Here is a 20,644-nt window from a genome sequence, read left to right as displayed (position 1 = left end):
ATTTTCAAGCCTTTGAGAGGCTTGGAAGGGTGATTGTTAGCATTATTCAACAAAACATTGCAATTATGATAATTATGATTTTAAGTAATGAATTATTCCCGGAATGTCTCTCTCCCGCCTGCAGGCTCAAGCGCCGCCGACCGCTTCTCTACGAGCGGGCGGACAGCTTTTTCCTCTGACAGCCGGTCTTCAGGTTCCCCGGTCGGACAGGCTGGCGCGCGGGCTCACTGCGGTCCTCCTTTCGTCACTGGCTCTCCTGCTTTCCAGTGGCTCCGCCACCGCCCAAACGACCGGGACACGCTACCAGATCTGGCGTGTCGGCCAGAATGTGCTGGGCTCGCAGACTTATGCGAACTCACAGGCACTGCAGTCCATGTCTCCCAGCGGCGACTACGCCTCGGGCGTGCGCTTTGGCAGCATCAGCCAGGGCTTTCTGTTGAGCACCTCAGGCACGCCATCCCTGACCAATATCCCTCCGCTCTTCGGTGGGAACCAGTACGGTACAGGCATGGCGGTCAACGATTCAGGAAACGTCGTGGGCTATCAGCGCTGGACCACAAGCGGCGCCGTGACCACGGTCGGCTGGCTTTACAACCGCCTCGCAAATACCACGACGAGGCTGAACACGCCCTTTGATGCGAATGCCAGCATCACTGCCATCCCCACGGCCATCACGGCGGGCACTACCTATGCGTTCGGCAGTGTCGACAGCGATGGCCCGGCCGGCGCGACGACTCCTGTGGGCGGTTATTGGAATCTCAGCACGAACACTTGGACACCGATCTCAGGCATCCGCGAGGTGCTGGATGCGTCTGCGGACGGTCTCACCCTCCTGGTGGTGACCACCAGCAATGCCGGCAGGATCATCCGCGGCACCACCGTCGGCACCTATCCCAGCACCATCACCACTTTCACAGGCAGGCTGCGCGGAGGCCGGGTGAGTGCCAGCGGGCGCTACATCGCTTCCGCAGAGACGATCTCTGGTGTGCCGACTCCCTTCGTCTACGACACACAGACGAGCACCCGGACCAATCTGCCCCTTCTCTCTGCTGACAACCAGGGCGCGATCCCCGGCGCTGTCAGTGATACCGCGCGTGTGCTCGGCACGGCTTACAGTTCGACGGCTGGCAGCTATGCGGTGCACTGGCTGAACCCCACATCGGCCTACCAAACTTTAGCGAATATTCTCTCCACGGATGGTCACACGACCGCAGACCCGGCTTACTCGGGCTGGAATGTCTACAATGGCGGCGGAGCCATCTCTGCCTCCGGCTTTACCCTCGGCGTCTTCGGGAACAATCCCCTGGCTCTGCAGGACTCGCTGCTCCTGAAGCAGCAGTGTGCCGCCATCACTCTCGCGCCCACCACCCTCAGCGTCGGCATTGTGGGCTCGGGCTACTCGCAGACCATTGTGCCGACAGGCGGAGTGGCTCCCTACACTTACTCGGTCACCAGCGGCGCACTGCCGGCAGGCCTGACTTTAAATGCCTCGGGCTCCATCACGGGCACACCCACCTCGGCGAATGGCACGGGCGCATCCATCACCATTCAGGCTCGTGATTCTTTTGGCTGCACCGGCACTCGTGTCTACAATCTGCAGGTCTGTCCGGTCATCACGGTGAGCCCGAGTTCGCTGCCTGGCGGCACCGTGGCCATCAGCTATGCTCAGACTGTCTCCGCCAGTGGCGGTCTGGCTCCTTATACCTTTGCGGTGTCGAGCGGCGCGCTCCCGGCGGGCCTCACGCTGAATACGGCTGATGGTACCCTCAGCGGGTCTCCCACCACACCGCAGACGCAGGCCTTCACCCTCCGCGCCACGGATGCGAATGGCTGCATGGCCACGCGCGCCTACAGTGTCATCATCGCGCCTAACACCGATTTCGGTGACTACAACGCGCTGGCGTCTGCGTCGAGTGTCGCGAACTCCGCGCTACGCATTGGTGCCAGCGTCGACGTCGAAGCCAGCAACCCGGCAAACAGCACCGCGACGGGCGATGACTCCACAGGCATCGATGACGAAGACGGCGTGGTGGGTCCCTCATCCATCACCGCAGGATCCGTGGGCATTCCCTTCAGTGTCACGGTGACAAACACCACCGGTGCCCCGGGTTTCCTCAGCGTGTGGATTGACTTCAACCGCAACGGTGTGCTCACTGACGCAGGCGAGCAGGTGGTGAGTGGCGTCAGCATCGCCACAGGCCTCGCCAACAGCACCCAAAACTTCACTTTCAACGTCCCTGCGGCCGCCTCGCTGGGGACCGCAGGTGTGCGCGTGCGTCTGGCCAACAGCGGCGGCATCGCCTCCTCAGGTGCCTTTGGCGTGGGTGAGGTGGAGGACTACACACTCGGCATCATCGCACCGATCACTGACTATGGTGATGACATCGATTTCGCGGATGCCTTCTCCACCGTCAACTCCACCCTGCGCCTGGGAGCCACGGTGGATGCGGAAGGGGCCTCCACACGCAACAGCGCCGCCAATGGTGACGACCTGACCGGAAGTGATGACGAGGATGGCGTGACCTTCCCATCTCTGACCGCAGGCCAGCCGGTGGTGCTTCCTGTGACTGTTTTCAACAACCGGGGAAGCACCGGCTACCTCAATGCCTGGATCGACTTCAACAACAACGGCGTGCTCACCGACGCGGGCGAGCAGATCGCCACCGACCAGGCGGTGCTGACCGGCACCAATGGCACGGTGAACGTCAGCTTCAACGTGCCGACGAATGCTGTGACGGCGGCGTCCAGCGTGGGCACACGCTTCCGCCTAACCAATAGCAGCGGAACTCTTGCGACCGGTGGCGCGGGTTCCGGCGAGGTGGAGGACCACCAGGTCGTCATCCTGGCGCCGCTGACGGACTTTGGCGACCACAGCGGCTATGTGGACGTTTCCAACACCGCCAGTTCGAACCTGCGTCTGGGCGCGGCAGTGGACACCGAGTACGCCTCCACCCGCAATACCTCGGCCACGGGTGACAACATCACCGGCAATGATGACGAGGATGGTGTCAACGTGCCTGCCATGACCGCCGGAGCACCGGCCTCGATGGTGGTCAATGTGACCAACACCAGCGGCGGCCAGGGCTACCTCAATGCCTGGGTTGACTTCAACAATGACGGTGACTTCATCGACAGCGGCGAGCAGGTCATGACCAATGGCGGCGTTGCCAATGGCACCAATGGAAGCACGGTGAACATCGGTTTCACCGTACCGGCGAATGCCACGACGGGAGTGAGCACAGGCATCCGTGTGCGTCTGACCGCAGATGTCAGCCCCGGTGTGGGCGGAAGCGGCGGTGTGGGGGAGGTGGAGGACTACATTGTCACCATCGCCGCGCCCACCACGGACCTCGGTGACTTCTCTTCGTTTGCTGATGCCAGCAGCACCGTGACCAGCCAGATCCGTCTGGGTACACTCACGGATGTGGAATATGCCTCCACCAAAAACGCTACGGCCACGGGTGACGACGCCACCGGCAGTGATGACGAGGATGGCGTCACGCTTCCCGCCATGACGGCGGGAGGTCCCGTGACCATCCCGGTGATCGTGACGAACAGCAGCGGGAGCGCCGTGTATCTCAGTGTCTGGATCGACTTTAACAACAATGGTGTGCTCACGGACGCGGACGAGCAGGTGCAGGAGGACATGATCATCCCCAATGGGTCGAGCAACACTTCGCGGAACGTCAACATCTCCGTGCCTGCCACGGCCCTCACGGGTGTGAACGTGGGCGTGCGCGTGCGCCTGACGAGTGCCAACAATGCGGCTCCCATAGGTGCGGCAGGCAATGGCGAGGTCGAGGACTACATCGTCAACATTGCCGCGCCGACCACAGACTTTGGTGACTTCAGCGGCTTTGCGGATGCCTCGCAGGGAGCCAATCCGGCCCTGCGCATGGGTGCCACGCTCGATACGGAGTTTGCCTCCACCCGAAACAGCACCGCCACGGGTGATGACAATACCAAGAGCGATGACGAGGACGGAGTGATCATGCCGTCCATGATCGCCGGGCAGACCGTGGTGATCCCCGTGACCATCACGAACGGCACCGGGGCGAACGGCTACCTCAATGGCTGGATCGACTGGAACAACAACGGCATCCTCACAGATGCCGGTGAGCAGATCGCCACGAACACGTTGATCGCCAGCGGAGCCAGCAATGCGGTGACGAACATCAGCGTCATCGTGCCGCCCACGGCGACGACAGGCGTGGCACTTGGCGCGCGCTTCCGCCTCAGTGCGCCGAGCGGTCTGGGCCCCACTGGTTCAAACGCTCTCGCCGGTGAGATCGAGGATTACACGGTCACCATCGCCGCGCCGACCACAGACTTCGGTGACTATTCTGTTTTTGGTTCGGCCAGCAGCACCGTGGACAGCAATCTGAGGCTGGGCGCCACGGCTGATGTGGAGTATGCGCAGACCACCAACACCACGGCCACAGGTGACGACATCACAGGCACGGACGATGAAGACGGAGTCACCCTCCCGTCCATGACCTCTGGAGCCCCGGTAACCCTGCCTGTGGTGGTCACCAACAACACGGGAAGCGCCGCCTACCTCAATGTTTGGATCGACTACAACAACAACGGCAGCGTCACGGATGCGGGCGAGCAGGTGGCCGACGATGTCAGCATCGCCAGCGGCACCAGCAACATCACGCAGAACCTCGCCTTCACCGTCCCGGCCAATGCGGTGACCGGCATCGCCCTCGGCGTGCGAGTGCGGCTGGTCAGCGTGAGCGGCACCGCGCCCACCGGCTTTGCCGGCAATGGCGAGGTCGAGGATTACCGCGTCACCATCGCCGCGCCCAACACCGACTTCGGTGACTACTCCGTCTTTGGTTCAGTCAGCAATGCGCGCAATGGCAACCTGCGTCTGGGCGCGCTGGTGGATGCCGAGTTCAGCGCCACGACGGATGCCACCGCCACCGGTGACGACAACACCGGCAGTGATGACGAGGACGGCGTGAGTGTTCCAGCCATGATCGCAGGCCAGACCCTGCCGCTGCCCATGACCGTGACCAATCTCACCGGCGTCGGTGCTTTCCTGAACGTGTGGGTGGACTTCAATGGCAACGGCGCGCTCACGGACTCAGGTGAGCAGGTCGTGTCGAACCTGGCTGTGGCCAATGGCAGCAACAATATCGCCATCAGCCCGAACATCGTCGTCCCGGCCGGAGCCTCCACCGGCACCACCCTGGGCCTGCGCGCGCGCCTCGTCACGGTCAATGGCGCGGGAGCCACCGGTGCCCTCGGCACCGCCGGTGAGATTGAGGACTACACTCTCACCATCACCGCGCCGACCACGGACTTCGGGGACGTGCAGGGCATCGCCAGCGCCAGCAGCACCGTGAACAACAGCCTCAGGATCGGCGCCCTGACTGATGCCGAGTTTGCCCCAAACAATAATGCCGCAGCCACTGGGGACGACATCAGCGGCAGTGATGACGAGGATGGTGTGAGCGTGCCGGCCATGATGGCTGGAGCTCCGGCGACTCTGCCGGTCACGGTCACCAACACCAGCGGCAGCCTAGCCTACCTCAATGTCTGGATCGATTTCAACAACAACGGATCGCTGGCAGACAGCGGGGAGAACATTCTTGTCAACCAGGGCATCTTCACCGGCACCAGTGCGGCAGTCCAGAACATCAGCTTTACCGTGCCGGCCAATGCGGTCACGACCACCAATCTTGGCTTGCGCGTGCGCCTGACCTCCACCTCGTCCCCCGGCCCCACGGGCCTGTCCGGGAATGGTGAGGTCGAGGACTACCTCGTCAACATCGCCACCCCACCCCTGGACTATGGTGACACCAACGTTCTCGCCAGCGCCAGCAGCACGGCCAACTCGGCTCTGCGTCTCGGCGCTTTGGTGGACACGGAGTTCAGCCCCATTTACAACAGCACTGCCACGGGTGATGACAACACCGGCAGCGATGACGAGGACGGCGTCAGCATTCCCATGATGACCGCTGGGGCTCCGGCCACCATCACGGCTACTGCCACGAACACCAGTGGTGCCGTCGCCTACCTGAATGCGTGGATCGACTTCAATGGCAACGGCAGCGTGGCTGACGTGGGCGAACAGATCGCCACCGATGTCAACGTGGCCAATGGCACCAGCGCGGGCAGCATCCCCATCAACTTCACCGTTCCGGCGCCAGCTGTGACAGGTGCCACCATCGTCGTTCGCGCGCGCCTGACCTCCACCAGCAGCCCGGGCATCTCCGGACTCTCCGGCTCGGGTGAGGTCGAGGACTATGTGACGACGATCGCTGTTCCCGTGACTGACTTTGGTGACTGGAACGGCCTGGCGAATGCCAGCAGCATCCAGAGCAGCAACCTGCGCATGGGTCCGCTGGCAGACACGGAGTATGTCTCCACTCTCAATGCCGCTGCCAGTGGGGACGACAACACCGCCAGTGATGACGAGGACGGTGTGACCCTCGCGGCAGGTTACAATCTGGGCGCTGCCAGCAGCCTCACGGTGACCGTGACGAATCTCAGTGGTGCGGCGGCCTACCTGAATGTGTGGGTGGACTTCAACAATAACAACAGCGTCGCCGATGCTGGAGAGCAGATCGCCACCAACACCACCATCAACAACGGAACCAACGGCGCGGTCCAGACGGTGAGCTTCACGGTCCCCGCCACCGCCATCCCGGGCTTTAGAGGCGCGCGTTTCAGGCTCAGCAGCACAAGCAATCCAGGTGCCAGCAGCGCGAGCGGCATGGGCGAGGTGGAGGACCATCTGGTCAACATCTACTGCCCCACCATCACGCTGTCTCCTACCACGCTCAACGCCGCCACGGTCGGCTCCGCCTTCAGCCAGACACTTAGCGCCTCGGGCGGCACAAGCCCTTACACCTGGAGCGTGAGCAGCGGCACACTGCCTGCCGGCCTGACGCTGAATGCCAGCACGGGTGTGATCAGCGGCACGCCGACCACGGCCAATGGTGCCGGCACCAGCGTCACCATCACCGCCACCGACGTCAATGGATGTGATGGCGACCGCGTGCACACCATGAAGGTCTGCCCCATCATCACCGTGGGCCCGAGCACACTGGCCACCCCCACGGTGGGCACCGCTTACTCGCAAACCATCGTCCCGGCGAACGGAGCCGCGCCGTACACCTTTGTCAGGAGCAGCGGCACCCTGCCCACATGGGCCACGCTGAATGCCACCACGGGTGTCATCAGCGGCACGCCGAACAGCACCACAAGCGCCTCCTTCACCATCCGCGCCACGGATGCGAACGGATGCACGGGCACGCGCAGCTACCTTCTGACACCGGTGTGCCCCACCATCTCCGCCTCTCCTGCCACGGTGCCGGAGGCGCGAGTGAACACGGCTTACTCCACCACGCTCAGTGGTGTCGGGGGCACGGCCCCTTACAGCGGCTGGACGATTGTTTCCGGCACTTTGCCCGCCGGCCTGAGCCTGAATTCCACCAGCGGTGTCATCAGCGGCACACCTACTGTGGTCACTTCTCCGGGCACGTCCGTGACGGTGCGCGTGACTGATACATATGGCTGCCAGGGCACGCAGGCCATCACTGTGCAGGTCTGCCCTGTGATCACGGTGAGTCCTACCTCGCTCGCCAACGGCATGGTGAACCTGGCATACTCCGCCACCGTGAGCGCCAGCGGTGGTGTCTCGCCTTACACCTTCAGCGTGACGAGCGGCACCTTCCCGGCCTGGGCGACTCTGAATCCTAGCACGGGTGCCATCACCGGCACACCGAGCACCACGACCAGCTCCACCTTCACGATCAGCGCCGATGATGCGAACGGATGCGCGGGCACACGGTCCTACACCATCACACCTGCCTGCCCCACCATCCTGATCTCGGCTTCGGTCTTGCCGCAGGCCACCGTGAGCACGGCTTACTCGCACACCCTGACTCCGAACGGCGGCGTGCCGCCGTATTCAAACTTCACCATCACCTCGGGGAGCCTGCCTCTGGGCCTCAGTCTCAGCAGTGCGGGGGTCATCAGCGGTACCGCAGTCCTGACCAACGGCACGGGCACGAGCATCACGTTCCGCACCACCGACTCGAACGGCTGTCAGGGCACGCAGACCCTGACCTTCAGAGTCTGTCCGTCCATCACCCTGAATCCCTCCTCACTGGCCAATGGCAGCGTGGGTGCCGCCTACTCGCAAACGCTGAGCACCAGCGGAGGCACCTCGCCCTACGTGTATGGAGTGGCTTCAGGTTCGCTGCCAGGCTGGGCCACGCTGAACACCAGCACCGGCTTGATCAGCGGCACGCCGAACAGCGCCAGCAGCAGCACCTTCACCCTTCGCTCCACAGATGCGAACGGCTGTATCGCCACACGCAGTTACACCATCACTCCCGTGTGTCCCGCCATCACCATCACACCCACAAGCCTGACGAACGGCCTTGCGGGCACGGCCTACTCAAGGACCATGGGCGCCAGTGGCGGCACGGCCCCCTACACCTGGAGTCTCACCAGCGGCACGCTGCCTTCCGGCTTGAGCCTGAGCACGGCCGGTGTGCTGAGTGGCACGCCCACCGCAGGCAATGGGGCTGGCACGAGCATCACCTTCCGCGCCACGGATGTCTATGGCTGCCAGCAGACGATCACGCTGGGTTTGCAGATATGCCCTGTCGTCCTCGTTTCCCCCGCATCACTCACGGCGGGTGTGGTGAGCGCGCCTTACAGCCAGACGGTCACCTCCACGGGTGGTGTGGCGCCTTATGTGTATGCGGTCAGCATCGGCAGCCTGCCGCCCGGCCTAACTTTGGATCCGTCAACAGGTGTGATCTCTGGCACACCGAGTTCTGCCATCAGCGCGAACTTCACCATCAGCACCACGGATGCGAACGGCTGCGCGGGCTCGCGTGCCTACACGCTCGCCGTGAGCTGCCCCGCCATCACCATTTCACCGGCGACTCTTCCCGCAGGCCTTGTGGGTGCCTCCTACTCGCAGACTGTCACCGCCAGCGGTGGCACAGCGCCGTATGTGTGGAATGTCTCCGCAGGCACGCTGCCCGCTGGCTTGAGCCTCAGCACGGGTGGCGTGCTCAGCGGTACTCCCACGGCGTCCAACGGCGCGGGTGTGAATGTCACCCTGCGTGCGGTGGACAACACGGGTTGCGCCGTGACGCGCGCCTTCATCATCCAGGTCTGTCCTGTCATCGACCTCTCACCCACGACTCTGGGCAATGGCACGGTCGGCGCCAGCTACTCGCAGACGGTGAGCGGCACCGGCGGCACGGGACCTTACACCTTCAGCCTCGCCAGTGGTTCGCTTTCCTGGGCCACGCTCAATGCCACCACAGGCGCTGTTTCCGGCACACCCACAAGCACCGCCACCGTCAGCTTCACTCTCCGTGCCACGGATGCCAATGGCTGCTCCGGCACGCGTGCCTACAGCATCACACCGGTTTGTCCGGTGGTGAGCATCACACCGGTTTCGGCAAACCGTGGCATCGTGGGCACGGGTTACTCGCAGACCTTGGCAGCCTCGGGCGGCACTGCTCCTTACAGTGGATGGACCGTCGTCTCAGGCTCGCTCCCTGCAGGTCTGAACCTGAACAGCGGCACAGGCTTGATCAATGGCGCGCCGACAACTCCGAACGGACTCGGCACGAGCTTCACCGTGCAGGTCACAGACACTTATGGGTGCCAGGGCACGCAGGTCATCTCCCTCCAGGTCTGCCCGGTCATTGCGATGTCTCCATCCTCCATGCCTGCATCCGTGGTGGGAACGCCATTCAGCACCACCATCTCCGCCAGCGGCGGCCTGGCACCTTACACCTACACCGTCTCCAGCGGCACTCTGCCCGCGTGGGCCACCTTCAATGCCAGCACAGGCGAGATCTCCGGCACACCGAGCAGCTCCACCGCCTCTACCTTCACTCTCCGCGCCACGGATGCGAATGGATGCACCGGCACACGCTTCTACAACCTCGCTCCCGTCTGCCCTGTCATCACCATCAGCCCCACGGTTCACACCGCGTATCTGGGCACATCATTCACCTCCACGCTCACTCCCAGCGGTGGCACGGCACCGTATGGAGGCTGGGCCATCGCTTCAGGCACGATGCCTGCCGGCCTTAGCTTCAACACCAGCACCGGTGTCATCAGCGGCACCGCCACCACGGCCGGGGTCAGCTCCATCACCATCCGTGTGAGTGATGCCTATGGCTGCCAGACCACGCAGAGCATCTCCATCACTGCCAAAGGACTCACGCTCGGCAATCTGGTCTGGCAGGACAGTGACAACGATGGCGTGCGTGATGCTGGCGAGCCTTCCCTGGCCGGTGCCCAGGTCGTGCTCATGAATCCCGGTGCTGACAATGAAGTGGGAGGCAGCAGTGCGGACGTGCAGGTGGGCGCGCTCTTTACCACGGGTGCGGACGGCCTCTACAGCTTCACCAACCTGCTTCCTGGGAACTACTATGTGCGCGTCATTCCACCTGCTGGTTACACCCAGACAGGCGGCACTCCCGCCACGACGGACAATGACACGGATGGCAACAATGACGGCTCCCTGCCTGATGGCGTTGGCATGCCTTTGGTTAGTCCGGTGATCACCCTCAGCATCGGCGGTGAGTCCATCACGGATGGTGACAACGATCCCGACACGAACCTTACGGTCGACTTCGGCGTGTGGTCGCCTGTCGGTGTGGGCAACCTGATCTTCATCGACATCAACGGCAACGGCCGCTTCGATCTCCAGGAAGGCATCGAAGGTGTGTACGTCTTCATCTTCCAGCAGGGTGCCAATGTGCAGACGGATGATGCTGTCGGTATCGCCCGCTCCGATCACAAAGGCCGTTACTTCATCGACGGGCTGCTTCCCGGAAGCTACTTCCTGTATATCCCGCCCAGCCAGTTCGACATCACGGGACCGCTTTACGGCATGATACCGATGACCAGCGTCGTGGCCGGGGATGACAACGTGGGCCAGAACCTCATCAGCACCTCCACACCCGCGACGACGGGGGCCAGCACCGCTGTCTTCACTCTGACACCAGGCGCCGAGCCGACCGGCACCGCAGAGGCCGGCTACGAAGGCACGGTGGATGACGCCTTCATCGATTCGAACAACGACTTCACCATCGACCTCGGTCTCCGAAGTGCCAGCGGCACGGGATATCCGCTGGCCCAGCGTGACCGCAACACCACCAGCAACGGCGGCGGCAGTTCTGCCTCCGGCAGCAGTGGCGGCGCGACCGCGCAGCCCGTGACTTATGCCACCTGGACTGCCCAGCACAGCGCCGCCGATGATGCCGACCTCTACCCAGCCCTGGTCGAATATGCCCTCGACACAGATCCTTCCGATGGCCGCAGTGGTGCAGGCGCGGTTCGCATGGAGGTCACGGCCGCAGGACATGCTGATGTGCTCTTCACCCGCCCGGCCAATGGCCGCAGCGATATCCGTCACGAGCTCGAGACAAGTCTCGATGGCACCACCTGGTCCACCGTCAACATCGCCCCTGCCTTGAGCATCGACAGTGATGGCAGACAGATCGTTCGTTATGCCAGTGTGGATGAAACCACGCTCTCCCCGCGCGCTCTCTTCCGCCTCAAGATCATGCTCGACAGCAATCTCGACGGCACAGCGGAAGCTTCTGCCACCACACCGGAGGTCATGTTCAGCCGCGAGACCTTCCCGGTGGGCCAGCGCACCTTCTCCATGCCGCTGGTGAAGTCTGAGCTGTATGCCGGCAGCATCACTCTCAGCGGCAGCACGGCCACGCTTCCACAGCCTGTCACCCTTCCGGTTCATGCCCAGCTTTACCTCGAGGACACCGCCAGCGGCCTAACCTATGAAGTGGATGAGTCCTCCAGCACTGCGACCAGCATCCATCTGGAGGGTGCCGCTCCCGCCAGCCTCCCACGGGCTGCTTTGCGCGTTCATCACACCCTCAGCGATCTCCTGCCCGCGGATCTCTTCACCACAGATGACCGCGTGCTGACCTTTGATGCGGCGACGAACACCTTCCTGCCATGCACTCTCACGGCGGCTGGTTGGGAAACCAATCTTGTGCTGGCCAGACAGTCCGGCCTGCTCGTGCATCTGCGTCAGACCGAGACCACGCTTCTCCTCACCGGCCAGGTCACCGTGAAGCCTTCTCTCACGCCAGCCACCGGCACGCGCTTCCTGGGCAGTGTGAGCGCTGTGGTCCAGTCGCCTGCCAGCCTCGGCCTTATCCCTGAGTATGGCTTCCGCGCCAGCACACGTCCCACCAGCGCCACCCGCCTGCGTCTGTGGAAGCCGGATGCCGACCTAAGCCAGACTGGCTATGACAGCCTCTTCCTCTCCCCAACCCAGTGGCAGCGCCAGGATGATGCCACGCTGCGCAACCTCACGAACGAGAAGCTCCTGGAGCCCTTCCGTGCCTTCTTCCTCCTGCCCTGAGGTGCCTGACCATGGCGCTTGCGTTCTCCGAGGGTCCCTCTACCCTCGGGACCATGCTTCAAATCGTCTTCAATGAAATCAGCGCCGCAGAGCTTTCCCGTCTGCCTACCCAGATTCAGTTCCAGCTTCTGGAAGCCCTGAACATCCAGCCTGCCGACATTGACGACACCATTTTGACGAAGCGCTTCGGCGTCATCGAGCGCTCCGGCGGCAGGAAACTGCACCGCTGCCGTGCCGGTGACCACCGCATCTACTTTGCAGTCAAAGATGGCAACATCGTGGTGCACCGTGTCGTGCATAAGAACACCTTCGCCGACTTCCTCTACCGCAGCAACCTCCCCGGTGGTGGCGAAGACGAGGCCCTCAGCCAGTCCAAGAACTTCTGGCAGCTCATCGACGAAGGCGCGAAGACGCTGAAGATGGCGTGAGGTCGTACCACCCCATTCCAATGGGGTGGGTGTTGGAGTCCAATGGATGTCAACCTGCCCAGAGGTCAGGCAGGCCCTGGAACTTCAATGCAGTGGACCCGTTCCAACTCGTTCGTCCATCGAGGCCGAACCCCATTGGAATGGGGTTCAACGCCAGCACCATCGTACCACCTCATTCCAATGGGGTGGACAACGGCTCGTGAATCACGAGTGCCCCAGTCGAATCACTTCGACTGCAGCACGAGCATCAGCGCATCCAGACGGATGCGCGCACCGCCGATGGCCTCTTCCAGCGACGTGATCTGCGCCTTCAAGGCCTCGATCTCTTCCGGACGAACGTGATCATTGAGCTGGCGCAAATCCTCCAGACGATCGATCTCCGCCTGAATCTGCGCCTTCATCGTCGCGGTGGCTTCCGTCACCAGCTTCTGCATCTCCGCCTCGGCAATCTTGCGTGAGGCGCTCATCATCGCGGGGAAGAGCTTCTTCCTCACCGGAGCCTTCTCCAGCAGTCGTGTCGGATTGCTCTTGTCCAGCTTCGCATGCAGATAGGATGAGTCTGCGCGCAGGTCCTTGTTCGCATGGTCCACGACAACGCGGATCGGTGCTGGCGCCAGAAAGCGATCCGCATGCAGCGCCGCAGGTGCCACAACCTCGACGACGTAGTGCGTCTCAAGGATCAACCCTTCCGAGCTGCAGCCACGCCACGCGGCAAAGCCTGAGTTGCCCGCCTCACCGCTCAGCAGCAGATCCAGCGCACCGCGCACGATCGGGTGGTCAATGGTGAGGAAGGCAATGTTCTCCCGCGTGATCGCACGCTGGCGGTCAAAGGTCACCGTCAAGCCTTCCTCGGGCAGCGACGGGAACGCATCTGTGATCAGATCGCCGCGCTTGAAGACATAGCTGCGGTTCTCCATCTCCTCGATCTCCAGGCCGAAGTGGTCCGCGAGCCGAACAAAGAATTCCTCAAACTCATCATCCGCGTCTTGTTTGCGGATGACATCGATCACCGTCTCTGCCTGCTCAGGCTTGCAGGAGTTCAGCTCCAGGAGGCGGTCATGACCGCGCTCCAGCTTCTTGGTGACCTGGCTGCGCAGCGTCTTCGTTTCCTTGAGGAAAGCCGTGAGCCCTTTCTCGCTGAAGTCTTCCATCAAAGGCTTCAAGGACTCGCGCAGTCCCTGGGCGATCTCGGTGGCCCCGTGCAAGTTCTTCTCAAAGGCATTCAGCCCGTCATCATACCAGCGGGCCAGCACTTCTTCACCCGTGCCCTTCAAATACGGCACGTGCACATGAATGGTGCTCGTCTGGCCGATGCGGTCCAGACGGCCGATGCGCTGCTCCAGCAGCTCCGGATCCTGCGGCAGGTCAAAGAGCACCAGATGATGCGCGAACTGGAAGTTACGCCCTTCACTGCCGATCTCCGAGCAGAGCAGGATGCGCGCGCCTTCCTCTTCCTCGGCAAAGAACGCGGCCTGACGGTCACGCTGCATGAGCGTGAGGCCTTCATGGAAAAGTGCCGCGGTGACATTGATCTCGCGCACCAGACGCTCGTGGATGTCCTCGGCCAGTTTCTTCGTGCGGCAGATCAGCAGCACTTTTTGTTCGCCATGCTTCTTCAGCAGAGCCGCGAGCCACTTCACCTTCGCCTCGATCGGGTCATCACCGGCCTCGATGGGTGCCAGATGCGCTTTTCGTTCGGGGAAGCCACTCAAGGCGGCGCGCGTGTTGCGGAACATCACACGGCCTGTGCCAAACTCATCCAGCAGTGCTGCCACCAGCTTCTCGCGTGCGCCTTCTGTGCCTGCCTTCGTGGCCACGGCCAGCTCCTGCACATGCGGAGACTTCTTCGCGAAGACCTTCTGGTCTGCCGCCGTGAGGTTCTTGCCACCGAGGAGCTTGTCCACCGCACTGGCGACCTCTTCGTAGTGCTTCGTCTCTTCCAGGAACTGCGCGAGATCCGCATAGCGGTTCGCATCGAGCAAACGCAGACGCGCAAAGTGACCTTCAGGCCCCAGCTGCTGTGGTGTCGCCGTCAGCAGAAGCAGGCCTTGGATCTTCGAGGCTAGTGCCTCCACCATGGTGTAGCTCGGGCTCGCCTCCTTCGTGCTCCACTCCAGGTGATGCGCTTCATCCACGATCAAGAGATCCCATCCTGCTGCCTCGACTTGAGCGGCGCGGTTTGGCGCTTTCGCGAGGAATGAGGTGCTGCAGATGACGAGCTGGCTTTCCAGGAAGGGATTCGCATCCTCCTCGCTCGTCTCGATCTCATCACAGCGTGCTTCATCAAAGATCGAGAAGCGCAGATTGAAGCGGCGATACAGCTCGACGAACCATTGATGCACCAACGCATCCGGCACCAGGATGAGCACGCGCTCCGCACGTCCCGTGAGATGCAGGCGATGCAGGATCAAACCTGCCTCAATCGTCTTGCCCAGGCCCACTTCATCTGCCAGCAGCACACGCGGCACCAGACGGCTTCCGACCTCGTTTGCGATGAACATCTGGTGCGGCAAAAGGTCCACACGACCACCGCAGAAACCACGCACTGCCGACTGACGGATCTGCGCACGGCGCTGCAGCGCCTCCACACGCAGGTCAAAGGTGGTCAGCTCATCGATCTGGCTCGCCATCAGACGGTCTTCGGGCTTGCTGAAGCTGATCGTGTCCGCGAGCTCGGCCTCACTGATCTCACCATCATTGCCGATGTAGAAGAGCATGCCCTGCCGCTCTTCCGTGGACTCGACTTCGATCTGCTTGCCTTCGTGCGTCTTGATCGTGTCTCCCGGCTGGAAGCGCACACGGCGCAGCGGCGCGCCCGTCAGAGAGTACTGCCGCATTTCACCTGCGGCGGGAAAGAAGAGTTCAATGCGGCCATACTGGGCTTTCATCACCACGCCGAGACCCAATTCGGGCTCATTGTTGCTGACCCAGCGTTGTCCTGGAAGTGGTTGGTCCATTATCTGTAAAAAAGGGGCGCGATGGTAGGAGCGCAAGTCCCTTCTGCAAGCGAGATTCCACGCCATTCTGGCCGCTTCAACCACCCTTCACAACATGCTTACAAACCTGCCGGATAGGGTGGCTTAGACGAGCTCTCAAAAACTCTGTCATTTGCTCAGCCGGAGGCGCAGTCTCAATCACTGCGTCAGGCACTTGCCTGTTATTTCCTAGTCGCAGGCTTCCGTGCCATTCAGGCCAGTGCGCTCACCGTAAAACGAGTTTTCCAACTCGTTCAACCGTAGACCGGGTTTTCCAACCCGGTGAAAGCTTTAACCAGCATCCTGAGACCGCCCTGTCACCAGGTCGAAGAAGTAAACGGTCCCTTCAAAGTCCACGACCCTCACTGTCTTCGGACCAAGGGTGAAATCACCGCTGAAAATATCCCCTCCGCTGCTCGACCACAAGATGCGGCCTGCATCATCCAGACGGGCGATCTCGAGTTCGCCATGTGACAAGATATCGGTGCTGCCGGGTAGGGAATAAACTCCAAAACAAGTGACTGTGTCGGCTTGCGTCACGAAAATCAAATCCAGGGCAGGCAGAGATAAACGAGTCACATACGACCCAACGGCCACAAAGATGGAGTGACCGGCAATGACTGCTGATCTCTCGTGAACTCCTGAGGCTCCGCCATCGGCCATCAAGATAGCGTTCGCCAGTTCGCGATCACCTTCATGCACTCGAATCCCATGGCAGGAAGAAGGCCGATGCTCGCCGAACTCGTAAAATCGTTCGTATCTCCGCGCGTTGTCGGCTGACTTCGGATTGTAGCCATAGTTTTCCGCGATGATTTCGACGGTCAGATCTCGTGCAATGAGCTTCATGGTGTCAGGCACCTATTCCACGCTTACGACACGCAGACAAGGCGGGTTCAAAGCATGCCCAGTCCTGTGCTCAACAGTTTCATCGCAAACTGATCCATGTCGGCACGGGATTTGACCTCCTTCAGTCCCGCCCAGCGCATAACGGGACCATGGAACAACCCAAGTGCCGAACGCAAAAAGGCAGCTTCGAGTTCAATGGTGTCATGCACCTTTTCTTCCTTGCGCTCACCTTTCAGTTCCCGTTCATCCAGGCTCCTTGCCATCTGGAGCAGGTAGTGGGTGATCGCTGCCATCTTGTCATAGTTCAGCCGGTCAGGTGTGTCCGTGGGCATGTGGTAATGCGCCCACTGGCCGCAGGAGAGAAACCAGTAGGGAACTCCATGCCGGCGAAACACGCCGTGGTCGCTCACATCGCCAATGTAGTCGTTCAAGGTGGCGATCACCTTGAGATGGTCTGGCTGGCCGATCCCTCGGAGGGCATCAGGCAGCTCTGCATGGCTCTCGCTGCCGGTCACAAACAAGCCTGAGCTCAGATGTGGTACGGAGAAGTCCTTGCCACCGAAACCAGGAAGCAGAAGCTCAAGCCACTTCACACCAGGAAGAATGCCCAGCATGTGTCCAGGAACGGAGATGTCATGCCCAACCAAATCCATGACCACGGCAGCATGGATGGAAGTCTTTCCCTCCACATGGTCCGAGTAGAAGCGCTGGCTGCCCATGGCATCACTGAGGAAGTAGGGCGGCTCTTCCGCATCGAAGATGGCGATGATCACATCTCTCTGGAGGCCGCCACCTTCATGGATGATCCGACCTGCCTGAAGGGCGATGGCTACCGCCGCCGCATTGTCGTCCGCGCAAGGATGAGAAATGACGCTGTCGTAGTGCGCTCCGATCAGCAGTGGTGAAAGGCCGGAGTCCTTTCCCGGAATGCGGCCAATCAAGTTGCAGAAGCTTTGCTTCTTGAACTCGTATGGAAGCTCGAACGAGTCGCCGGAGAAAGGTAAGCAACCAATCTCCGATAGACGCTGCTTCAGATGCACCTTCGCGCGCTCATGCCCTGCCGTGCCGACTTTGCGCCCGTCGGAATAGCAGATCGCTTCCGTGTCGGCACGCAGTTGGCTGGCGAGGGCATTCATCACACAAGTCCTCAATGCTTCACCGAGCAGCCTGGACCCACGCTTTGGAAGAAGTCATTGCCCTTGTCATCCACGAGGATGAACGCCGGGAAATCCTCGACCTCGATCTTCCAGATGGCTTCCATGCCGAGTTCGGCGAACTCCACGACTTCGACCTTCTTGATGTTCTCCTTCGCCAGGATGGCAGCAGGGCCGCCGATGCTGCCGAGGTAGAAGCCGCCATGATTTTTGCAGGCATCGGTGACCTGCTTGCCGCGGTTGCCTTTGGCGATCATGACCATGCTGCCGCCGTGGCTCTGGAAGAGGTCCACATAGCTGTCCATGCGGCCTGCCGTGGTGGGGCCGAAGCTGCCGCTCGGCATGCCCGCAGGGGTCTTCGCAGGACCGGCATAGTACACCGGATGATTCTTGAAGTAATCTGGCAGCGGCTTGCCTGCATCGAGGATCTCCTTCAGCTTCGCATGAGCGATGTCGCGAGCGACGATGATCGGGCCGTTGATGAGCAGGCGGGTGGTGGTGGGGTACTTGCTCAGCTCCGCACGGATCTCAGCCATCGGACGGTTCGTGTCGATGCGCACTGCGTTGGTGTCTTTGCGGTGGCGCAGCTCTTCCGGGATGTACTGAAGAGGCTGAGTCTCGAGCTTCTCGATGAACACACCATCACGCGTGATCTTGCCCTTCGCCTGACGATCCGCTGAACAAGAAACACCGATGCCGATCGGCAGCGAGGCGCCATGACGCGGCAGACGAATCACGCGCACATCCAGCGCGAAGTATTTGCCGCCAAACTGCGCGCCGATGCCGCACTCACGAGCGGCCTGGAGCATTTGCTCCTCAAGCTCCACATCGCGGAAGGCACGGCCGTGCTCATTGCCGGTGGTGGGCAGGTTGTCGTAATACTTCGTGGAGGCCAGCTTCACGTGTTTCATCGTTGATTCGGCCGAGGTGCCGCCGATGACGAAGGTCAGATGATACGGCGGGCATGCAGCTGTGCCGAGCGAGGTCATCTTGTCGCTCAGGAACTTCACGATGCTCTTCGGGTTCAGCACGGCACGAGTTTCCTGATACAGGAAAGCCTTGTTCGCCGAACCACCACCTTTGGCGATGAAGAGGAACTTATACGCGTCACCATCGGTCGCGTAGATGTCGAGCTGTGCGGGCAGGTTCGTGCCTGTGTTCTTCTCGTCATACATGTTCAGCGCCGCGTTCTGGGAGTAGCGCAGGTTGTTTTCCGTGTAGGCCAGATACACACCTTTGGACAGCGCTGCGGAGTCTCCACCGCCGGTCCAGACTTGCTGGCCTTTTTTGCCCATGATGATAGCCGTGCCGGTGTCCTGGCAGAAGGGCAGCAGACCTGCGGAAGCCACATCGGCGTTCTTCAGCATCGTCAGCGCCACCATGCGGTCGTTCTCGCTCGCCTCAGGATCATCCAGGATCGCAGCCACCTGCTTCAGGTGCTTCGGCCGCAGGAAGAAATTGATGTCATGAAACGCCTGGTTTGCCAGCAGGGTCAGCGCCTCAGGATCCACGACGAGCACTTCTTTCTCGCCGAACTTCTGCACGCTGACATGCTCCTTGGTCAGCAGACGGTATTCGGTGTCATCTTGGCCGAGTTCGAAGAGTTCCTGGTATTGAAAGGGGGGCGTTGGCATGGGTGGTGGAACCGAGACATTGAAAGGGATCTGCCTCCCGGCAACGGGGGAAACCCTGATTTTGCGCGTTGCGGCCTTAACTCCGGTGAATAAGTTCTGCCCATGATCCTGGAAACCATGCCCTCCCTGCGGCAACTGCCGCCGAATGAGAAGCGGCTGCTCGCTGAGGAACTGTGGGAAAAGGCTGATGCCGAGGAAGGTGAGGTGACTGTCGATGCCTCAGTGCTGTCTCTCCTGGAACAACGACTGGCAGACCATGCTGCCAACTCGCAATCCGGGTCCACCTGGGAAGAGGTGAAATCCCGAGTCTTTGGTCGCCGTGCCGTTTGAAATCGTCTGGACTCGTGGAGCGGAGGCAGACCTCCTGTTTCTCTATGAGCAGATCAATGACCATGATCTTGCTCTGCAAGCGCTAAGCGATCCTCTGGACCGAGTCCTGGAGCTAATGAAAGCATTCCCTGACTTGGGTCCTCGAGTCAAAGGGACTGAACGCGTACGCAAGCTGCTGGCCGGTCCCAGACGTCGCTATGGGCTCTTTTATGTGCAGGAGGGACCACGAATCTTTATCCATGCCCTGTTGGACATGCGTCAGGATTCAGAACTGATCGCCCGACGTTTGAAGGGATTGTGAATCGGCAGGCTCTTTCGCGTTGTTGCTAGCCTCGCGCTGACGATTTTTGTGGGCCAGTTTCTTCCTCCGGTTGAAGTTGGCCAGTTCATTACGATAGCGAGCCAGGGCGATTTTGTCGTCGGTGCCGTGATAGCCAAGGCGCTCCTTGTTCATCCGGGTAAAGTGGGGCAGTTCAAAAAGCTGCTGTATTTGCTCTGAAGGTGGCAACTTGGAACGCCACTCGTTCAGAAAGTCTCGGGAAGTTTCATCCCCGTAAATCCATAGCGAGATGGGATAGGCGCGGCTGGCTTCGACGATTGCCAGCAGCTCTTGAGCAACTTTCTCGAATGCTGCTTCGTCCCATTCTAACTTCTCCAGCACCTCGTCGTGATGCTTGTAGAACATGGCGACGAGGTTCAGAAGATGTCCTCTCAGGGATTCGGACTGTTCGCTGCAAATGCATTCCCTGCCAAAGAAGCAGTAGTGCAGCCAGTACCATGAATCTGGGAAGAGCAGCCGCACTTCGTCACTCTCGATCGCCTCATCCAGTTTCGTAAAATAACCGCCGTCGAAGACGTGGTCCATGAAGTAAAGCTGGGGCAT

9 protein-coding genes are annotated in these 20,644 nt (G+C 61.2%); 4 read left to right on the top strand and 5 right to left on the bottom strand.

Features of this window, described 5'->3' with window-relative positions; genetic code table 11:
- The first annotated feature begins 103 nt into the window (after positions 1 to 103).
- Positions 104 to 12,394 carry a putative Ig domain-containing protein gene (locus BGE01nite_RS24110; protein ID WP_146854573.1) on the top strand — a complete coding sequence of 4,097 codons (12,291 nt, stop codon included), beginning with the start codon at positions 104 to 106 and terminating at the stop codon, positions 12,392 to 12,394.
- Between the two features lie 53 nt (positions 12,395 to 12,447).
- Positions 12,448 to 12,822 (top strand): type II toxin-antitoxin system RelE family toxin, encoded by a 375-nt coding sequence (locus tag BGE01nite_RS24105; protein WP_146854571.1) that lies wholly within the window; start codon positions 12,448 to 12,450, stop codon positions 12,820 to 12,822.
- 224 nt (positions 12,823 to 13,046) lie between these two features.
- On the opposite strand, the gene rapA is transcribed toward BGE01nite_RS24105, so the two are convergent.
- The 4 genes from rapA to BGE01nite_RS24085 form a co-directional block, all read right to left on the bottom strand.
- Positions 13,047 to 15,779: an RNA polymerase-associated protein RapA gene (gene rapA / locus BGE01nite_RS24100; protein ID WP_146854569.1), complete on the bottom strand. Its 2,733-nt coding sequence runs from the start codon at positions 15,777 to 15,779 to the stop codon at positions 13,047 to 13,049.
- Between the two features lie 309 nt (positions 15,780 to 16,088).
- Entirely contained in the window at positions 16,089 to 16,643 is a 555-nt protein-coding gene (locus tag BGE01nite_RS24095; protein ID WP_146854567.1) for a hypothetical protein, read from the bottom strand.
- 47 nt (positions 16,644 to 16,690) lie between these two features.
- Positions 16,691 to 17,779 (bottom strand): M28 family metallopeptidase, encoded by a 1,089-nt coding sequence (locus BGE01nite_RS24090; RefSeq protein WP_146854565.1) that lies wholly within the window; start codon positions 17,777 to 17,779, stop codon positions 16,691 to 16,693.
- Between the two features lie 11 nt (positions 17,780 to 17,790).
- Positions 17,791 to 19,431 carry a fumarate hydratase gene (locus tag BGE01nite_RS24085; RefSeq protein ID WP_146854563.1) on the bottom strand — a complete coding sequence of 547 codons (1,641 nt, stop codon included), beginning with the start codon at positions 19,429 to 19,431 and terminating at the stop codon, positions 17,791 to 17,793.
- Positions 19,432 to 19,533: 102 nt separating this feature from the next.
- Between BGE01nite_RS24085 and BGE01nite_RS24080 the strand changes: the two genes are divergently transcribed.
- The gene (locus BGE01nite_RS24080) at positions 19,534 to 19,761 is read left to right on the top strand and encodes an addiction module protein (protein ID WP_146854561.1); all 228 of its coding nucleotides are present in this window, start codon (positions 19,534 to 19,536) and stop codon (positions 19,759 to 19,761) included.
- Positions 19,751 to 20,062, top strand: coding sequence for a type II toxin-antitoxin system RelE/ParE family toxin (locus BGE01nite_RS29940; protein ID WP_170267018.1), 312 nt, complete (start codon positions 19,751 to 19,753; stop codon positions 20,060 to 20,062). Before BGE01nite_RS24080 ends, BGE01nite_RS29940 begins: the two co-directional genes overlap by 11 nt.
- On the opposite strand, the gene BGE01nite_RS24070 is transcribed toward BGE01nite_RS29940, so the two are convergent.
- Positions 20,027 to 20,644 carry a hypothetical protein gene (locus BGE01nite_RS24070; RefSeq protein ID WP_146854557.1) on the bottom strand — a complete coding sequence of 206 codons (618 nt, stop codon included), beginning with the start codon at positions 20,642 to 20,644 and terminating at the stop codon, positions 20,027 to 20,029. The two genes, BGE01nite_RS29940 and BGE01nite_RS24070, sit on opposite strands and share 36 nt — an antisense overlap.

Origin of the sequence: Prosthecobacter gellanilyticus (assembly GCF_007992435.1) — a bacterium.
Classification (GTDB): domain Bacteria; phylum Verrucomicrobiota; class Verrucomicrobiia; order Verrucomicrobiales; family Verrucomicrobiaceae; genus Prosthecobacter; species Prosthecobacter gellanilyticus.
This window is presented reverse-complemented; position numbering and strand designations above follow the sequence as displayed.